At 65.7% G+C, this 15,971-nt stretch carries 20 protein-coding genes; 6 read left to right on the top strand and 14 right to left on the bottom strand.

What is annotated here, in order from left to right:
* Positions 1-57: 57 nt before the first annotated feature.
* The 7 genes from XM53_RS06880 to XM53_RS06850 form a co-directional block, all read right to left on the bottom strand.
* Complete coding sequence (locus XM53_RS06880; protein WP_057791660.1) at positions 58-666, bottom strand: outer membrane protein; 609 nt, start codon at positions 664-666, stop codon at positions 58-60.
* Between the two features lie 189 nt (positions 667-855).
* Positions 856-1,182 (bottom strand): DUF3775 domain-containing protein, encoded by a 327-nt coding sequence (locus XM53_RS06875; RefSeq protein WP_057791658.1) that lies wholly within the window; start codon positions 1,180-1,182, stop codon positions 856-858.
* Between the two features lie 70 nt (positions 1,183-1,252).
* Positions 1,253-1,987, bottom strand: a complete 735-nt coding sequence (locus XM53_RS06870; RefSeq protein ID WP_057791657.1) for an SDR family NAD(P)-dependent oxidoreductase — start codon at positions 1,985-1,987, stop codon at positions 1,253-1,255.
* Positions 1,984-2,565, bottom strand: a complete 582-nt coding sequence (locus tag XM53_RS06865) for a DUF3833 domain-containing protein (RefSeq protein WP_082630804.1) — start codon at positions 2,563-2,565, stop codon at positions 1,984-1,986. Before XM53_RS06865 ends, XM53_RS06870 begins: the two co-directional genes overlap by 4 nt.
* Positions 2,565-3,830: an MFS transporter gene (locus XM53_RS06860; RefSeq protein ID WP_057791653.1), complete on the bottom strand. Its 1,266-nt coding sequence runs from the start codon at positions 3,828-3,830 to the stop codon at positions 2,565-2,567. The genes XM53_RS06865 and XM53_RS06860 overlap by 1 nt, the downstream gene beginning before the upstream one ends.
* Entirely contained in the window at positions 3,827-4,582 is a 756-nt protein-coding gene (locus XM53_RS06855; protein WP_057791651.1) for a DUF1365 domain-containing protein, read from the bottom strand. Before XM53_RS06855 ends, XM53_RS06860 begins: the two co-directional genes overlap by 4 nt.
* The gene (locus tag XM53_RS06850) at positions 4,579-5,877 is read right to left on the bottom strand and encodes an NAD(P)/FAD-dependent oxidoreductase (protein WP_057791649.1); all 1,299 of its coding nucleotides are present in this window, start codon (positions 5,875-5,877) and stop codon (positions 4,579-4,581) included. Before XM53_RS06850 ends, XM53_RS06855 begins: the two co-directional genes overlap by 4 nt.
* Positions 5,878-5,992: 115 nt before the next feature.
* Between XM53_RS06850 and XM53_RS06845 the strand changes: the two genes are divergently transcribed.
* A complete protein-coding gene (locus tag XM53_RS06845; RefSeq protein WP_057791646.1) occupies positions 5,993-6,652 on the top strand; it encodes a sigma-70 family RNA polymerase sigma factor in 660 nt (219 codons plus the stop codon).
* An 8-nt stretch (positions 6,653-6,660) separates the two neighbouring features.
* Entirely contained in the window at positions 6,661-7,311 is a 651-nt protein-coding gene (locus XM53_RS06840) for a ChrR family anti-sigma-E factor (protein ID WP_057791845.1), read from the top strand.
* 98 nt (positions 7,312-7,409) lie between these two features.
* On the opposite strand, the gene XM53_RS06835 is transcribed toward XM53_RS06840, so the two are convergent.
* The 3 genes from XM53_RS06835 to XM53_RS06825 are packed head-to-tail and all read right to left on the bottom strand — an operon-like array spanning position 7,410 to position 8,467.
* Positions 7,410-7,769, bottom strand: coding sequence for a cupin domain-containing protein (locus tag XM53_RS06835; RefSeq protein ID WP_057791645.1), 360 nt, complete (start codon positions 7,767-7,769; stop codon positions 7,410-7,412).
* Between the two features lie 41 nt (positions 7,770-7,810).
* Positions 7,811-8,212: a group I truncated hemoglobin gene (locus XM53_RS06830; RefSeq protein WP_057791643.1), complete on the bottom strand. Its 402-nt coding sequence runs from the start codon at positions 8,210-8,212 to the stop codon at positions 7,811-7,813.
* 33 nt (positions 8,213-8,245) lie between these two features.
* A complete protein-coding gene (locus XM53_RS06825; RefSeq protein WP_057791641.1) occupies positions 8,246-8,467 on the bottom strand; it encodes a tautomerase family protein in 222 nt (73 codons plus the stop codon).
* Positions 8,468-8,648: 181 nt separating this feature from the next.
* Here XM53_RS06825 and XM53_RS06820 point away from each other — a divergent pair, with 181 nt between their 5' ends.
* Entirely contained in the window at positions 8,649-9,347 is a 699-nt protein-coding gene (locus XM53_RS06820; protein ID WP_057791639.1) for a winged helix-turn-helix transcriptional regulator, read from the top strand.
* A gap of 166 nt (positions 9,348-9,513) precedes the next feature.
* Here the strand turns inward: XM53_RS06820 and XM53_RS06815 are convergent, their stop codons facing one another.
* A complete protein-coding gene (locus XM53_RS06815) occupies positions 9,514-10,257 on the bottom strand; it encodes a glutamine amidotransferase (protein WP_057791638.1) in 744 nt (247 codons plus the stop codon).
* 193 nt (positions 10,258-10,450) lie between these two features.
* On the opposite strand from XM53_RS06815, the gene XM53_RS06810 reads away from it, so the two are divergent.
* Both XM53_RS06810 and lpxK read left to right on the top strand, forming a co-directional pair.
* A complete protein-coding gene (locus XM53_RS06810; protein ID WP_057791636.1) occupies positions 10,451-11,671 on the top strand; it encodes a 3-deoxy-D-manno-octulosonic acid transferase in 1,221 nt (406 codons plus the stop codon).
* Complete coding sequence (gene lpxK / locus XM53_RS06805; protein ID WP_057791634.1) at positions 11,671-12,663, top strand: tetraacyldisaccharide 4'-kinase; 993 nt, start codon at positions 11,671-11,673, stop codon at positions 12,661-12,663. Before XM53_RS06810 ends, lpxK begins: the two co-directional genes overlap by 1 nt.
* 67 nt (positions 12,664-12,730) lie before the next feature.
* Here lpxK and XM53_RS06800 read toward each other — a convergent pair whose 3' ends face one another.
* Genes XM53_RS06800 through XM53_RS06790 form a run of 3 tightly spaced genes read right to left on the bottom strand, consistent with a single transcriptional unit; the run spans position 12,731 to position 15,078 of the window.
* Entirely contained in the window at positions 12,731-13,852 is a 1,122-nt protein-coding gene (locus XM53_RS06800; RefSeq protein ID WP_057791632.1) for a CaiB/BaiF CoA transferase family protein, read from the bottom strand.
* Entirely contained in the window at positions 13,849-14,550 is a 702-nt protein-coding gene (locus XM53_RS06795; RefSeq protein ID WP_057791630.1) for a DsbA family protein, read from the bottom strand. The genes XM53_RS06800 and XM53_RS06795 overlap by 4 nt, the downstream gene beginning before the upstream one ends.
* 9 nt (positions 14,551-14,559) lie before the next feature.
* Complete coding sequence (locus XM53_RS06790; RefSeq protein ID WP_057791628.1) at positions 14,560-15,078, bottom strand: DUF721 domain-containing protein; 519 nt, start codon at positions 15,076-15,078, stop codon at positions 14,560-14,562.
* An 83-nt stretch (positions 15,079-15,161) separates the two neighbouring features.
* On the opposite strand from XM53_RS06790, the gene mutY reads away from it, so the two are divergent.
* On the top strand, positions 15,162-15,971 hold an 810-nt coding region (mutY, locus tag XM53_RS06785; RefSeq protein ID WP_057791626.1), incomplete at its 3' end, for an A/G-specific adenine glycosylase.

The following is a 15,971-nucleotide window of genomic DNA, read 5'->3' as shown; positions in this document are numbered from 1 at the left end:
CACAAGGCGTAGGGTGGGCGAAAGCCCACGCGCCACCCTCGTCACTGTGACCCGGGTCTAAAACCGGTACGACATCCGCAGCCGGTACGTCATGCCGTCGACACCGCCGGACGGCGAAACGTCGTCGAACTCGTGGTACAGCGCATCCGCGCCCGCAACCCATTTCTCGCTCAACTTGAAATCGACGCCCGCACCGGCCACCCAGCCCCAACCGTCCAGGCTGAACCCGCCACCGCTACCGCTCATATAGGCCGCGCCGGCGGTGCCATAGACAAAGGCGCTGCCGGTATCGACGCCCATCCGCAGCCGCAGCCGCGAAATGGTGTCCACGTCGACCGTGTTGAACGAAATGTCGGTAAAGTCGATATCGGCCTCGACGCCGTAAACCAGCGTGCCCCGGTCCCAGTTGTACCCGGCATGGACACCGCCCAGGAACCCATCATCGCTCAGGTTGACCGCCGGAAAGTTGGCGCCGGGCGTGGGGTTCGTGGCGTTGATGTCAAGATCGCCAAAACCCAGCTGCACACCGGCATAAGGTCCGGCCCAGTCCGAAATCGGCGCGGGCGGCGGGGCCACATAGGGGTCCGCCGGCGGCGTGATGTTGCCCGCGAATGCCGGGGCTGCAAGAACCGAAACGATGGCTGCGACGGATACAGATGCTTTCATGTCACCCTCCTGGAACGCTTTCGAGACTGTTATACCATGTCTCACGCGCTCTCGGACCGTCTCCGTACATCACGCCGCATTTTCCCGAATCGCGCGGGCAAACGCGCAACACCCGTAGGGTGGGTGAAAACCCACCTTGGTGTGTGAAAACCCACCTTGGTGGGTGAAAACCCACCTTGCCGCAAAACGTCATCCCCCGCGCACCAGGTCGTCCTCGTCGTCCTGCGCCGACAGGCCCAGCTCTTCCAGCCCGTTTTCCAGGTGATCCGACAAATGCGGCGTGCCAAGCAGGTAATCGGCGGTGGGTGTCGTCGCCTCCTCCCGCGCCGTCGCCTTGGCCTCTTCCAGCTCATCGGCCCCGAAACTCCCGCGCCCGATCCACATCAGCGCCACCAAGCTGGCCTGCTCGTCCTCGGCCAGCCGCTCGATGAACGCCCGAACCTCCCCTTCCGCGCGGTCCAGTTCGCGCGACATGAGGATCACCTGGGCGACTTTGTAAGTGCTGATCTCCAGCATGTCCCGACCTCCTTTTCCGGCAGTGATTCTACCAAAAATATGGCCTTCGGGACAGGCGCCGACCTTGATCTCACGCAAACAGGCGGAAATACAGCCAGTTGGGCAGGAACCGCGCGCCCCGGAACACCAGGCTGAACCAGCTGGGGAAATTCCGGTCGAACGCGTTCTCGTCGTTCATCAATTCGAACATGATCTGCGCGGCCTCTTCGGGCTCCATCAAACCCGGCATCTTGAAATCGTTCTTGTCGGTCAGCCGCGTGCGGATAAAGCCCGGGTTGGCGCATTGCACCAGCACACCCGTCCGCCACAGGTCCGCCCGCATACTCTGCGCCAGCGACATGATCCCGGCCTTCGAGGCACCATACCCGATCGCCCCCGGCAGCCCGCGAAAGCCCACCAGCGAGCCAGTCACAACGATGTGCCCGTGGTCCCGCGCAACCATCTTGGGCACCACGTGGTTCAGAACCCGCACCGTGCCGGTGAAATTCACGTCCGCCATGGCTGTCACCTGCTCAGGCTCCCACTCGGTCGCCTTCATCGGCCAGTAGACACCGGCCAGCGTCACCACGCCGTCGATCTCGCCCACCTCTTCGGCGGCGGCCTTCACGCTTTCTTCGTCGGTCACGTCCACGGTCACGACACTGGATCGCCCCGGCAGCATCTCCGCCACCTCCTTCAGCCGGCCCTCGCTGCGCGCAGACAGGATCACTTCCGCCCCCACCGCGCTCAGTTTCCGTGCCAGCGCCGCGCCAAGCCCTTCGCTCGCGCCCACCAGCCAATAGCGTTTTCCAGTCCAGTCCATTATGCCGCTTTCTGAATTTCCGTGTCGTCCAACTTGTGCATGGTCGCCACAAGCTCGGCGACCTTGATCCCATACTTGCGAAACTGGCTGCGGTTCACAATGGTTCCACCCGGCGTCAGGTACATCCAGTCCTCGACGCTCAGAACATGACCACCCGCCTCGGCGGGCAGGCGAATATCATAGCACAATTGCACCGCCGCGCCCGCGTGCCGGCCCTCGCCGGTGCCGACCACGTCGTCGGCCTCGGCCCGGATGCGCCCGTCATTGCCCAGCTCAAGCCGCCACTCGCGTTCCTGCACCGTGCCGCTGTCATAGGTGAAACGCTCGGCCATAACGCCCTTGTTGCCGTCCCAGCGCGCGTCGAACCGTGCCGAAAACCGCGACGCCACGCGCCCGAGCGGGCCGTATATCACCCCTTCGCAGCGCATCGGCCCGTTCAGATGCTGGCGCAGGTCGAACCGCGGCAGCGTCTCGGCGTAATCCTCGACGCTCTGCGCCCGGAACCCGGCGAACCGATTGCGCAGCACCGCCACCCCCGTGGCCAGCGCCGCCCCGCACATGATCAGAAATCCTTCGAACATCATCTCCGTCTCCCCGCTTCAACCATGGCCCCCTGGGGCGCGTCCCCGCCCCCGGGCGCCGTCGCCAACAGCGCAATCGCCGCCAGTTTCAGAACGCAGGGCACCGCTCCGTAAAGCAGGCTCAGCGCCCACAACGCGTCTTCCGAATTCTCTTGCCCCGAGGCATAGCCGACCGACTCCAGCAGCGGCAGCAGGCCCACAGCCGCAATCGCCAGCGTGATCTTCGACACGAAGGACCACAGGCTGAAGCCCTCGGCCGCCCCCGGCGACACCTCCGCCATCCGGTCGGCGAACAGCGCCGGCAAAAGCGTCATGTCCGCCCCCAGCGCCACGCCGGTCAGCACGCAGATGACCGCAAAGGCCCAGATGTCGCCCGCGCCCAGCATCACGGCGAACGCGAAGGCCACGATGGCCAGTACCATCGCCCAGATCAGCACCCGCCGCGCGCCATAACTCTCGGCCAGCTTGCCCCACATCGGCGCCGCGGCCGCCGCACTCAGGAAAAACACCAACAGCAGCGGCCCTTCCCAGCCCGGCGCCGCCAGCCTGTCCTCGACATAGAACAGAAACAGCGTCGAACTCACCGCCACCGGCGCCGAATTGGCCAAGGCCACCAGCAACAGCCGCCGCGCTTTCGCATCGCGCAGCACCGTTCCCAGCTGCGAGGTCACGCCCTCCTCCGGCGGCTGCCCGCGCCACTCGGTCCCCATCCCCCACAGCGCCACGAGCCCCAGCCCGGCGAACGCCACGGCAAAGGCCGCGTACCCACCCAGCGCCACGGGCGCCACGGCGGCGGCACAAATGCCCAACAGCGCCCCGGTCTCGCGCCACCGCGCCACGCGCAGGTGGCCGCCTTGGCCGGTGCGGCCCGCCACCGACACGCCTTGGGCATAGAAACAGATCGTCAGGTAGCTGAACGCCGAAAAGACCAGCGTCAGCATCACCGCGAACCACCACAGGGGCGGCAACACCGGCTCCACCGCGAACAGCCCCAGCATCCCCGCGATCATCGCCACGCCCGCGATCAGTACGGTCATCCCGCGATAGCCCGCCGTCATCGCCGACACCCGCCCCAACAGCGGGTCCTGCACGAAATCCAGCAGGCGCAGCACCCCCAGCACCGTCCCCAGCGCCGCCAGCGACACGCCGTATTCGTCCACGAAAAACTTCGGCGCGTGCATATACAGCGGCAGTCCCGCCGCCGACAGCATCGCCGCGAACAGCGCAAAGGCCGGCAGGCGCGGCGCTTTGCCGGCCCCGCTCATCGGCTCACTTCCCGCGTCGGCGGCTCGGGCCGGTTCTGGAATTTCGCGCCCTTCCACCACAGCTTCAGCGCCTGCCAGTGGATCAGCGCCAGCACCCGGCGCGACCCCAGCGGCCGCCGCGCCAGCGCCTTCAGCACGCTCCCGGTCGTCAGCGGCCTGCGATCCCCCACCAGCGTCGCGATCACCCCGCCCTTTCCCCGGCTCAGGTCGATCCAGATCCCGATCCGGTCGGGCCGAATATCGAACCGAAAGGTATACTCCCCCTCGATCGTCTGGAATGGCGAGACATGAAACAACTTCTTCGCCCGCAGCCGGTCTTCGGGGCCGATGGGACTGCGATCGTCGTGGTGACACAGGTACGAATGACGGTCGCCATAAGTGTTGGTCACTTCCGCGATCACCACCATCAACTCGTCCGCCGCGTTGTAGCACAGCCAGAACGACACCGGGTTGAAGATATGCCCCAGCACCCGCGGCTGGGCCAACAACTCGATCCGCACAGGCGCCGCGAACTGGTGCGCGTCCAGCACCTCGCGCACCCAGACCGGCCCGCGCCCCTGCCCCGGCGGGCCGCCGTGGTCCCGGTCACGCAGGCTGAAGAGGCCGGCGCGGTTGCGCCCGAACACACGGCTTGGCGACAGCGCCGCCTCCGCATCCACCATCACGTAATCGATACTGTACCGGAACGCGTTGCGGATATCGCCCTTGCGCCCATGCCACGTATGGCCCGCGATATGGTCGGCCCCATTCACGCCGCCGCCGCGGCGCTGTCCCGCGCCAGGATCGCATCGGCCACGTCATAGGCGCTCGACAGCCCGTCCTCGTGAAACCCGTTCTTCATCCACGCGCCACAGAACCATGTGCCGCCCGTGCCGTTGATCCGGGCCACTTCCTGCTGTGCGCGCAGCATGTCCATGTCATAGACCGGATGCCGCAGCACCGTCTGGTCATAGATCATCTCGTCCCGAATGGGCCGCGTGCTGTTCAGCGTCACGAAATGCGGATCGTCCATCGCAATGGGCTGCAAGCTGTTCATCCAGTAGGTCAGGTCGATCTGCCCGTCCCGCTTGGCCGGCCCTTCCATGTAATTCCACGACGACCACACCGCCCGCCGCTTCGGCATGACGGATGTGTCGCAATGCAGCACCACGTCGTTCGGCTGGTATTTCACGCGGCCCAGCGCGGCGCGCTCCTCGGGCGTCGGGTCTTCGAGCATCTTCAGGCTGTCATCGCCATGGGTGGCAAAGATCACCTCGTCAAAGCTCGCCCACTCGGCACCATGCGCCCGCACCTCCACACCGCCATGCGTCCGCCTGACCCCGGCAATCGGCGCGCCGGTCCGGATGCGCACGCCAAACTTGCGCAACGCCTCTTCCAGCCGCGAGACATACTCGATCGACCCGCCTTGAACGGTGTACCACTGGTGCTGCCCTTCATAGCCAAGCAGCGCGTGGTTCTCCATGAACCGGATCAGCGCGTGCGCCGGGAAATCCATCACCTTCTCCGTCGGCGTCGACCAGATCGCACCGGTGAACGGGCTCAGATACCGCTCGCGAAACCACTTCCCCAGCCCCATCGTCCGCAACAGCTCGCCGATACTGGCCTCGGGATGCGCCTCCGCCGTGCGCACCGCCCGCGCATTGAACCGAAAGATATCGCGCAGCATCATCCACATCCGCGGGTCCAGCACGTTGCGAGTCTGGGCAAAGAACGCCTGCGCCCCGTCCAGCCCGTACTCGAACCGCGTGTCCCGGAACGACGCGCCAAAGCTCATCTTGCTTTTCACCACCGGCACGTCCAGCGCCGCGAAGAGCTCCGTCAGATGCGGATAATTGGCATAGTTGAACACGATGAACCCGGTATCCACCGGCTGCGTCCCGTCCTTGCCCGCCATCCGGGTCCGCGCATGGCCGCCCAGCCGCGCCTCGGCCTCGTACAGCGTGACATCGCACGCCCCGGCCAGCCGCCACGCGGCCCCCAATCCACTGATCCCCGCGCCGATGACTGCGACTTTCTTGCGCAACGGCGCAACTTTCGTAACTGGCATTCCGTGTAGTACCTTTAATTGTCCCTGCTTAAGGTACGACCATGCGTCGAAATCGGATGCAAAGAAAACGTCTGAATTTTTTGATCCGATACGGCAATGCCCGCGTAGCAAGGACATGTTCAGTGATGCTGACGCCATCGAGATCACCGGCCCCCGTGCCGACACCTCGCCTCAGGCGGGCGTGCTTCTTTCGATCCGAGGCAAAGGCAAGAGTATTGAACCGGTGATCGAGAAGACGGAAGAGCATACCCAGGACTGGGCGCATTACATCGCCCGGATACGCGATCAGCGCGACCGCGCCGCCTTTCAGCGGCTGTTTTCGCATTTCGCCCCACGGGTTAAAGCCTTCCTGATGAAATCCGGGACAGACGCCTCACTGGCCGAAGAATGCGCACAGGAGGTCATGGCGACCCTCTGGCAAAAGGCCCATATGTTCGATCCTTCCCGCGCCAGCGCGGCGACCTGGATCTTTACCATCGCGCGGAACCGCAGGATTGACGCGATCCGCAAGCAAAGACGACCCGAACCCGAGGAATTGCCCTGGGGCCCGGAGCAGGAACCAGACCAGGCAGATGCCCTGGCCCTGCAACAGGAGAGCGAAAAACTGGGCGCTGCCATCGCGCAGCTGCCCGAAAAACAGAAGGACCTGATCGAAAAGGCCTATTTCGGCGATCTCACCCATTCCGAGATCGCCGAGGAAACCGGCCTCCCGCTCGGGACCATCAAATCGAGGATCAGACTGGCGCTGGACCGCCTGCGCCACCAGATGAAGTGATGACGACGATGACAGACACGATCAAACACCACCTGAGTGACAAGCTGCTCATGGGCTATTCCGCGGGCACCCTGCCCGAGGCGTTCAGCCTCGCGGTGGCCGCGCATATTTCCATGTGCGACGAATGCCGCGCCCGGCTGGCGTCCTTCGACGCCGTCGGCGGTGCCCTGATGGAAGACTGCGGCGATGCCGACCTGTCCGACACCGCATTCGAAGACACGCTGGCCCTGATCGACGCGGCCGACACGCCCGCCCCCGACACCACCCAGACGGCCGCCGGCACGCTGCCGCGCCCCCTGCAGGACTATATCGGCGGCGATCTCGACGCGGTGAAATGGAAATCCGTCGGCATGGGGGTCAAGCAGGCCATCCTGCCCACTTCGCGCGAAGCCACGGCCCGCCTGCTCTACATTCCCGCCGGCGCCGCCGTGCCCGACCACGGCCACCGCGGCACGGAACTGACGCTGGTGCTGCAAGGCGCCTTCGCCGACGAGGTCGACCGCTTCGGCCCCGGCGATATCGAGATCGCCGACGAAGACCTCGACCACACGCCCGTGGCCGAGGTGGGCGCCGACTGCATCTGCCTTGCCGTCACCGACGCCCCCCTGCGCTTCCGCGGCTTCCTGCCCCGCATCGCACAGCCGTTCCTGCGGATCTGACTTGCCGCTCGCGGCACACGCCGGGCAGATTTCGAAACGCCCGCCGCGCGGATCGGCGGGCGTTTGTCGCTCGGGTCGGCAGCAAAGCTGACTCCAACCTACTCGTTCGCACTCTCGAACAGGATAAGTTCCACCCGCGTGTCGCCCGCGACATGGGCATCATGGCCCGGCGGAATCTCGAAGAAATCGCCGGGTGTGATCTCGGTTTCGCGTCCGCTTTCGACCATCCGCACCACCAGCCGGCCCGACAGGCAATAGCCCGTGTGATGCATCGGGCAGGTCTCGGGATTGCCCAGCAGCGGTTTTTCGTCCGCCTCCCAGGTCCATCCCGGCTCGAACACGGCATGCATCCCGGTGCAGCCCTGCGCGGTCTTCACGATGTCGATCCCGCCTCGCTCTTTCATGTCGAGCCTGTCATCCGGGTTCTCGAAGCGGCGAATCTCGATCTCGGTTGTCATCTCGGTCTCCTTTCCACGATCCGGCCAACGGGCCGTACCGTTCATGCGTGAGTGATCTCGGGTTTCAGCGATTGCAGGATCTCGCCCACCGCGGCGCAGGTCTCCACGTCATACCGCAGGGCGTCCATCGTCCGCAGGATGTCCCCCGCGGCCGCGTCATACTCGGCCGCGTCGATATCCATCCCGCGATGCGCGTCGCGCATGCTCCGCCCGTCATAGGCGTCCGGCCCGCCGCTCCCGGCCGCAAAGAAATCGCAGGTATGCGCCTTGATCTCCTCGACCCGCTCGGGCTGGTCGGCATAGGGCGCGAAGCGATGACAGATCAGCGCATTCTCCATGTGCGCGGCAACCGCGCCATCGACGATCCGCCGGATTCCGGCCGGACCGCCAAGGCGCTCGAATAGCGTCACGTCGTTCAAATCTTCCGCGACATGCGGTGTCATGTCTCCTCCTTTCTCCTCCGGTGCTGGCTGGCTTCAGGCCGGTTCCGTCTGCATCGCCTTTACGTCACGCGCGCTCAACGGCTTGCCACCGATGGCCCATTCGCCACCGGCCACTTCCTTGATCCGCACCCAGGTGACGCCGCGCATGGCCTCGCCCTCCACGCCGACCATCGCCTCGGTCACGTCGTGGATCATTCTTCGTTTCTGGTCATCGTCGAAGACACCTTCGATCAGTTCGATATCGACAAGGGGCATCGGTCTTCTCCTTTCTGTCCTGTGTTCATCTCACCGGGCTCACCGGCATGGGCCAACCGTGACAGACCCGCCGCCCGCCATGCCAGTTCACAATCTGAATCCGCCCGGTACAGACTCTGAACTGGCCGGACGGGGCATCGATATGTCAGGATGCAAAGCCGACACCGAAAGGAGGCCAACCATGACCAACGCGAGCTACAAGCAATTCTGCCCGGTCGCGATGGCGGCCGAAGTACTCTGCACCCGCTGGACAATCGTCCTCTTGCGGGAACTGGTCGCCGGATCGACCCGCTTCAACGAGCTGCGACGCGGCGTGCCGCGCATGTCGCCGGCCCTTCTGTCCAAGCGCCTCGGCGAACTTGAAACGGCCGGCGTGGTGGAACGCACGCGCCTCACCGGCCCGCCAGAGGTCGACGCCTATCGTCTCACCCCGGCGGGCCGCGACCTGCAGCCGGTGATCGAGGCGTTTGGCATGTGGGGCCAGAAATGGGTCGAAACCGAGCCCTCGCTGGAAAACCTCGACCCCGAGTTGCTGATGTGGGACATGCGCCGCAACCTGAACACCGAACCGGTGCCGGACCGGCGCGTGGTGATCGCCTTTACCTATCCCGAACTGCCCACATCCCAGCGCAAGTGGTGGCTCATCGTCGAGCCGGAAGGCACCGTCGACCTCTGCCACATCGACCCCGGCTTCGACGTCGACCTCTATGCCAATGTCGACCTGCGCACGATGACCGAAATCTGGATGGGCCTGAGGTCCGTCGCCGATGCCATCGATCGCGACGCGCTGGTGCTGGTTGGGTCGTCCGAACTGATCCGCAACATGCAGGCCTGGCTCGGCCTCAGCCCCTTCGCGCAGCAGGCGAAACTGGCCGGGTAAACGCGCCGCAATAATCGACAGGTCGCATACCTTCCGTGGCGCCAGTCATTTCAGGCGCGCGCCTTGCGCAATCCGTTAACCCGGTAGTTCCCCGGCAAATCACACCGTCGCCGTACCACTCGGATACCGACGTGATACCGACGCCCTTTTCGTGCCTGCCCTGCCGTTAACCCCTGCCGTACCGCTTCACGAAATTCCGCAGGATCATCTCGGGCGCGAACACGTCCGCCGCCCGGCACATCGCGATCAGGTCATCCGCATCCTCGGGCGGGAAATAGCCCCGGTCGCGATAGATCCTGATCCGCGTCTCGAACCCCGCCGCATCCGCTTCGGGGTGGAACTGCGTGGCATAGACATTCTCTTTGTACCGCAGCATCTGGTAGGGGCACGCCTCCGACCTAACAAGATGTACACATCCGTCCGGCAGATCCTGCAACGCCTCCTTATGCCCCACGAAGGCGTCGAACGCCGTCGGCACACCCTCCAGCAGCGCATCCTCGCGGCCCTCCGGCGTGACGTCGCAAGCCGAGGTGCCCACCGCCTCGCCATAGGCCCGCTTGCTGACGTCACCCTTCAGATGCGCCCCCAGGATCCCGATCCCGTAACAGCATCCAAGAAAAGGAAAATCCCGCGCCGTCACCTTGGGCATCAGCCCCAGCACATCCGCCTCGATCCGCGCCTCGACCTCGGATTTGTCCTCCGGCGTATCGCTGACACAGCCCGGCCCACCGCCCACGATCACGCCGGAAAACTCATCCAGATCAATATCTTCCGGCAGCCGCTCTTGGTCCATCCGGATGCGATGCACCTCCCCCGCCTCCAGCCCGCCTTTGGCGAGGATCGCCGCAAACTCGTCATCCGCGGCCTCGGTTTCGGGCCGCAGCTGCAAGATCAAAAAGGGCTTCGTCATCGCACGGTCTCCGGTCTCATCCTGTCCATTGGCCCCATTCCGCCGCTCGGGTCAACCCGTCGCCCTCCCTTGACCCCGCCCGGCAATCAAATACCCTGCGCCCAACCCGGCCCGCCGCGAAGGACCCCATGGTGCAGCGCCCCTACAACCCTGATTTCCGGGACTTATTCACGCCAGCCCCCGGGCCGCGGCCATGAGCCGTTCGCTCAGCCTCACGGCCTATCTCGCCTACGCGCGCCGCGGCCCCACGCGCCGCTACGCGCCCGACGCGCCGCGCCCGCCGGGCCGACTGCTTTGGGCTCACGCGGCCGACACGATCCATATCGACGCCTTGCTGCAACTCTTCGACCGGCTGCGCCTGCACCGGCCCGACCTGTCGCTTCTGCTCACCACCGCTGGCGCGGTGCCCGACACCCCGTTCAAGCCTCGCGCCGAGGTCGTTGTCGAACAGCTCCCCGAGGACACAGTCGCCAACGCCGCGTCCTTTCTGTCCCACTGGCAGCCCGACATCGCCCTCTGGACCGGCGGCGCGCTGCATCCGGCGCTGATGGATCGCGCGGGCGAGCTTGGCATTCCCATGGCGCTGATCGACGCCACCGAAACGGCCATGTCCCGCCCCGCCTGGCGCTGGTTTCCCGACCTGCCCCGCGCGCTCTTGCGGCAGTTCGAATTCGTCATGGCGAGAGATGAGGCGTCCGCCCGATACCTGCGCCGCATGGGCGTGCCCGAACGCGCCCTGTCCGTCACCGGCCCCCTGCTCGAAGGCACCGTCTCGCTGCCCCACAATGAGACCGACCGCACCGAACTCGCCACGCTTCTGCTGGGCCGCCCGGTCTGGCTTGCCGCCATGCTCCGCCCCGAAGAGATTGGAACGATCCTCACGGCCCACCGCGAGGTCAGCCGCTTTTCCCACCGCACCCTTCTGATCGTCGTCCCCGACTCACCCGAAGACACCACCCCCTTCACCGACGCCCTGGCCGAGGCCGGGATGCGCCATATCGCCTGGTCCACCGGCACCTTTCCCGACGAGACGACACAGGTCATCCTCGCCGACACCCATGGCGAAATGGGCCTGTGGTACCGCCTCGCGCCGATCACCTTCATGGGCAGCTCTCTGGTCTCCGGCGCACATGGCTGCGACCCGAACGAACCCGCCGCGCATGGCTCCGCCATCCTTTACGGCCCCAATATCCGCCGCTACCTGCCCAGCTATTCGCGCTTTGCCGAGGCCGGCGCCGCCCGCATCGTCCGCGATGCCGAAACCCTGGCCGCCGCCGTCAAGCGCCTGATCCCCCCGGATCAATCCGCCGCCATGGCCCATGCCGCGTGGGAGGTCGCCTCGCGCAGCGCCGAACTGACAGACCGGATCGCCGATCTTTTGAACGACCGGCTCGATCAATTGGAGATGCGCTGATGCGTGAACCCGCCTTCTGGAACACGCCGCCGCGCCGCCCGTCCCTGCGCGCCCGTGTACTGTCGCCACTCGGCGCGCTCTATGCCCGGGCCACCGCCCGCCGTTTGGCCACGCCCCCCGGCTACCGCGCGCCGGTCCCGGTCATCTGCGTGGGCAACCTCAACGCCGGCGGCACCGGCAAGACGCCCACGGTCATCGCCCTCGTGCAACACCTCAAGGCGCGCGGGCGCACCCCCGCCGTCATCTCGCGCGGTCACGGCGGCAGTCTCGACGGCCCCGTCGAGGTGGACGAGCGCCAGCACACTGCCGCCCAAGTCGGTGACGAACCCCTGCTGCTTGCCGCCTTCACCCGCACCTGGATCGCCCGCGACCGCGCGCTTGCCGCCCAGGCCGCTGCCGCCTCGGGCGCGGACGTGATCGTCATGGATGACGGTCATCAGAACCCGTCGGTGGCCCGCGACCTGTCGCTCGTCGTGGTCGATGCGGTCAAGGGCTTCGGCAATGGCCGCTGCATCCCCGCCGGCCCTCTGCGCGAACCCGTCCTGACGGGTCTCGACCGCGCCGATCTTCTGCTCTCCATCGGCCCCGAAGCCGCCCAGATCGAGTTCCGCAAGACATGGGGCCACATCATCCTGATCCCCCATGTGAACGGCCGGCTGGAACCGCTGCAAACCGGAATGGACTGGACCGGCACGCGCTTTCTGGCCTTCGCCGGCATCGGCCACCCCGAGAAATTCTTCGCCACCCTGCGCGGCCTCGGCGCCACGCTCTCGCGGGCCGAGGCGCTGGACGATCACCAGCCCCTTACCGAGGCGCTGATGACCCGGTTGGAAAACGAGGCCGCGCTCATCCACGCCCAGCTTGTCACCACCGAGAAAGACGCCGTCCGCCTGCCCCCGGCCTTTCGCCGCAAGGTGCTGACCCTGCCGGTCCGTCTCACCCTTTCCGATTGGTCGGCAATCGACGCAAAGCTGGAAAACCTGGGCCTCTGACCCGATTTTCACTGTTCTTCAAATACTCAAATCGAAAAACAAAGCGTGGCGCAGCCACACAATCGGATCACGCCGGATCGTTCTCGCCCAGCTTCGGCGAGGCACGGCACAGCGACAAATCCGCATCGGAAAACCGCATCGGGCTGCGCACGCCCGGCACCCCGTCCACCTCCACCTTCAGGCCGCGTGCCACGACCTGCGGATCGGCGAAAACCTCCGCCATGTCGTTGATCGGCCCCACTGGCACGCCCTGCGCCTCGCACCCGGCTTGCAACGCGGCCTTGGTCAGGCGCACCGTGTACCCGGTCAGTGCCGCAGTCAACGCGTCTCGATTCGCCACCCGGTCGGCATTCGTTGCGTACTCCGGCGCTGCCTTCACTTCCGCCGCGCCCAGCACTTCGCAGAACCGTCCGAACTGCGCGTCGTTGCCCACCGCCACGATCAGGAATCCGTCCGAACACTCGAACACCTGGTAGGGCGCCAGGTTCGGATGCTGGTTGCCCAGCCTTTGCGGCGGCGTGCCCGTGGCAAGGTAATTCATCGCCTGGTTCGCCGTCACCGCCACCGCCGTATCCAGTAGCGCCATGTCGATATGCTGGCCCTTGCCCGTCGTCTGCCGCTGGTGCAACGCCGCCAAGATCGCGGTGCTGGCATAGACGCCGGTGAAGATATCCGTCACCGCCACGCCCACCTTCACCGGCTGGCCGTCGGGCTCGCCCGTCATGCTCATCAGCCCGGACATGCCCTGGATGATGTAGTCATACCCCGCCTTGCCCGCATAGGGCCCGTCCTGCCCGAACCCGGTGATCGAACAATAAATTAACTCCGGATTTACGTTTGCAAGGCTAGGGTAATCCAGCCCGTACTTGGCCAGCCCGCCAACCTTGAAATTCTCGATCAGGATGTCGGCACCCGCCACCAGCTCACGGACACGGGCCTGACCCGCCTCGGTGCGGAAATCCACCGTGACGCTTTGCTTGCCACGGTTGCACGAATGGAAATAGGCGGCCGAGCGGTCGCCGTCGCGCTCGATGAACGGAGGCCCCCACTGGCGCGTATCGTCGCCCGCGGGGCTTTCCACCTTGATCACCTCGGCCCCCAGGTCGGCCAGCACCTGCCCGGCCCACGGGCCGGCCAGGATCCGCGCCAGCTCGACGACCTTCAGGCCGGCCAGCGGCGCGGGCTTCATTCCGCCAGCTGTTCGTCGATCATCGCCTTCAACTCGTCATAGGACATGTTGGAATGTGTCTCGCCATTGATGACCAGCGTCGGCGTCGAATTGACGTCGTCGGCCTCGGCGTTCTCCTGGAACCACGCGACCAGCGTCTTGGCCTTGTTGGCATCGTTCAGGCAGGCATCCAGCTGATCATCATTCAGCCCCGCGACCTTGCCGATCTTGCGCAGCCGCTCGGCAATCGCCACCGGGTCCTGCCCGTCGCCGATCCAGTCCTTCTGCTGGTCATAGATCATGTCGGTGATGCCAAAGAATCGCTCTTCGCCACCGCACCGCGCCACCATCGACGCCCAAAGGCCGTAGCGGTCGAAATAGACGTCGCGATAAGTGAAGTGCACCTTCCCTGCGTCGATATACTCGGACTTCAGCTGCTTGAACTGGTTCTCGTGAAAATTCGCGCAATGCGGACAGGTGAAGGATGCGTATTCCACGATCTTCACCGGCGCGCTTTCCTCGCCCAGCGTCATTTCCACGATCGAGGAGGTGTCGATCTCTTCCGCCGGCGCGTCCGAGGCCTCCTGCGCATTGGCCGCACCGGGCAGGTCGATCATGCCACTGTCCTGCGTCGTGTTGCCGGTCTGCCCGCTCAGCCACCAGCCGCCGCCGGCCGCCAGGACAAGGGCCGCGGCCCCGGAAAGAAGCACGTTTTTCATCTTATCACCTTACGATTTCTGCGTGTTGCTTTTCGATAGTACGTTCCGGCCCAGCATTTCCAGCGCATCGCGCAGCATGGCATCGCCCACGGGCTGCGCCAGCCTGGCGGCGACGGCCATGGTCATCTCGCTGGGGGCGGGCTTTTCGGCCGCCTTGGGCCGGTGCTCGAAACTGGCCTGCCCTTCGGCAAAGCCGGTGGGCGCGGTCTGCGTGATCTGCACCCGCGCGATGGCATTATATCCATAGGCGGTGTTCACGCGCTCGCGCAGTTTTTCCTTCTGCATTTCCAGCATCGGCGCCTGTGCGCCCGTGGTCAGCACGACCAGCGTCGCCCCGAACCCCTGCCGCGCATAGCTCACCTTGACGGGGCGGCAGATGGCGGCGATCTCTTCACCCGCGATCTCGGGCCAGTGGGTCACCACGCGCGACACCGCAAAGCCCCTGCTTTCCGAGGCTTTCCGGATCTGCGCCCCCAACAGGGCGCCACTGCGCTTGAAGCCTTTCGTCGTGCCCCGATATGCGGGCATGGCTGACCTCCCGTTTCCTCGCCCTAATGTAGGGGGTATGAGGATGAACGACAAACGCAAAGCTGGCAAAGGCGGGATAACAGATGCGTGACACCAAGCTGAGCGCCGAACTGCTGGACTGGTACGACCGCCACGCCCGCCAGATGCCGTGGCGCGTGCCCCCGGATGCGAAACAGGCCGGCGTGCGCCCCGACCCCTACGCCGTCTGGCTCAGCGAGGTGATGCTGCAACAAACCACCGTCGCCGCCGTCAAAAGCTATTTCGAACGCTTCACCGCGCTCTGGCCCACCGTCACCGACCTCGCCGCCGCCGAGGATGCGCAGGTCATGGGCGAATGGGCGGGCCTCGGGTATTACGCCCGCGCCCGCAACCTGCTGAAATGCGCCCGCGTCGTGGCGTCCGACCACGATAGCCAATTCCCCGGCACCGCCGCCGAATTGCAAAAACTGCCCGGCATCGGCCCCTACACCGCCGCCGCCATCTCGGCCATCGCCTTCGATCAGCCTTCCGTGGTGGTCGACGGCAATGTCGAACGGGTCATGGCCCGCCTGCACGACATCCACACCCCCCTGCCCGCCGCCAAGCCCGAACTGACCGAGGCTGCGGCAACCCTCACGCCGCCTCAGCGCCCCGGCGACTATGCCCAGGCGGTGATGGACCTTGGCGCCACCATCTGCACGCCCCGCGCGCCCGCCTGCGGCATCTGCCCGTGGCGCACGCCCTGTATTGCCCGCAAGAACGGCACGCAGGCCGAACTGCCCAAAAAGACCCCGAAAAAGGCCAAGCCCACACGCCTTGGCATCGCCTATGTCGCCCGCCGCGCCGATGGCGCCTGGCTGCTGGAACGCCGCCCCGACAGCGGCCTTCTGGGGGGGATGCTCGGCTGGCCCGGC

Source organism: Roseovarius atlanticus, assembly GCF_001441615.1.
Taxonomy (GTDB): Bacteria; Pseudomonadota; Alphaproteobacteria; order Rhodobacterales; family Rhodobacteraceae; genus Roseovarius; species Roseovarius atlanticus.
The sequence above is the reverse complement of the archived record's forward strand: the minus strand, read 5'-3'. Positions and strand labels throughout refer to the sequence as shown.

Excerpts from the sequence above, each read along its gene's own strand:
- XM53_RS06880 (WP_057791660.1), bottom strand. The coding sequence starts at position 666 with ATGAAAGCATCTGTATCCGTCGCAGCCATCGTTTCGGTTCTTGCAGCC.
- XM53_RS06875 (WP_057791658.1), bottom strand. The coding sequence starts at position 1,182 with ATGCTGGAGATCAGCACTTACAAAGTCGCCCAGGTGATCCTCATGTCG.
- XM53_RS06865 (WP_082630804.1), bottom strand. The coding sequence starts at position 2,565 with ATGTTCGAAGGATTTCTGATCATGTGCGGGGCGGCGCTGGCCACGGGG.
- XM53_RS06860 (WP_057791653.1), bottom strand. The coding sequence starts at position 3,830 with ATGAGCGGGGCCGGCAAAGCGCCGCGCCTGCCGGCCTTTGCGCTGTTC.
- XM53_RS06850 (WP_057791649.1), bottom strand. The coding sequence starts at position 5,877 with ATGCCAGTTACGAAAGTTGCGCCGTTGCGCAAGAAAGTCGCAGTCATC.
- XM53_RS06845 (WP_057791646.1), top strand. The coding sequence starts at position 5,993 with ATGTTCAGTGATGCTGACGCCATCGAGATCACCGGCCCCCGTGCCGAC.
- XM53_RS06840 (WP_057791845.1), top strand. The coding sequence starts at position 6,661 with ATGACAGACACGATCAAACACCACCTGAGTGACAAGCTGCTCATGGGC.
- XM53_RS06835 (WP_057791645.1), bottom strand. The coding sequence starts at position 7,769 with ATGACAACCGAGATCGAGATTCGCCGCTTCGAGAACCCGGATGACAGG.
- XM53_RS06830 (WP_057791643.1), bottom strand. The coding sequence starts at position 8,212 with ATGACACCGCATGTCGCGGAAGATTTGAACGACGTGACGCTATTCGAG.
- XM53_RS06825 (WP_057791641.1), bottom strand. The coding sequence starts at position 8,467 with ATGCCCCTTGTCGATATCGAACTGATCGAAGGTGTCTTCGACGATGAC.
- XM53_RS06820 (WP_057791639.1), top strand. The coding sequence starts at position 8,649 with ATGACCAACGCGAGCTACAAGCAATTCTGCCCGGTCGCGATGGCGGCC.
- XM53_RS06815 (WP_057791638.1), bottom strand. The coding sequence starts at position 10,257 with ATGACGAAGCCCTTTTTGATCTTGCAGCTGCGGCCCGAAACCGAGGCC.
- XM53_RS06810 (WP_057791636.1), top strand. The coding sequence starts at position 10,451 with ATGAGCCGTTCGCTCAGCCTCACGGCCTATCTCGCCTACGCGCGCCGC.
- lpxK (WP_057791634.1), top strand. The coding sequence starts at position 11,671 with ATGCGTGAACCCGCCTTCTGGAACACGCCGCCGCGCCGCCCGTCCCTG.
- XM53_RS06800 (WP_057791632.1), bottom strand. The coding sequence starts at position 13,852 with ATGAAGCCCGCGCCGCTGGCCGGCCTGAAGGTCGTCGAGCTGGCGCGG.
- XM53_RS06795 (WP_057791630.1), bottom strand. The coding sequence starts at position 14,550 with ATGAAAAACGTGCTTCTTTCCGGGGCCGCGGCCCTTGTCCTGGCGGCC.
- XM53_RS06790 (WP_057791628.1), bottom strand. The coding sequence starts at position 15,078 with ATGCCCGCATATCGGGGCACGACGAAAGGCTTCAAGCGCAGTGGCGCC.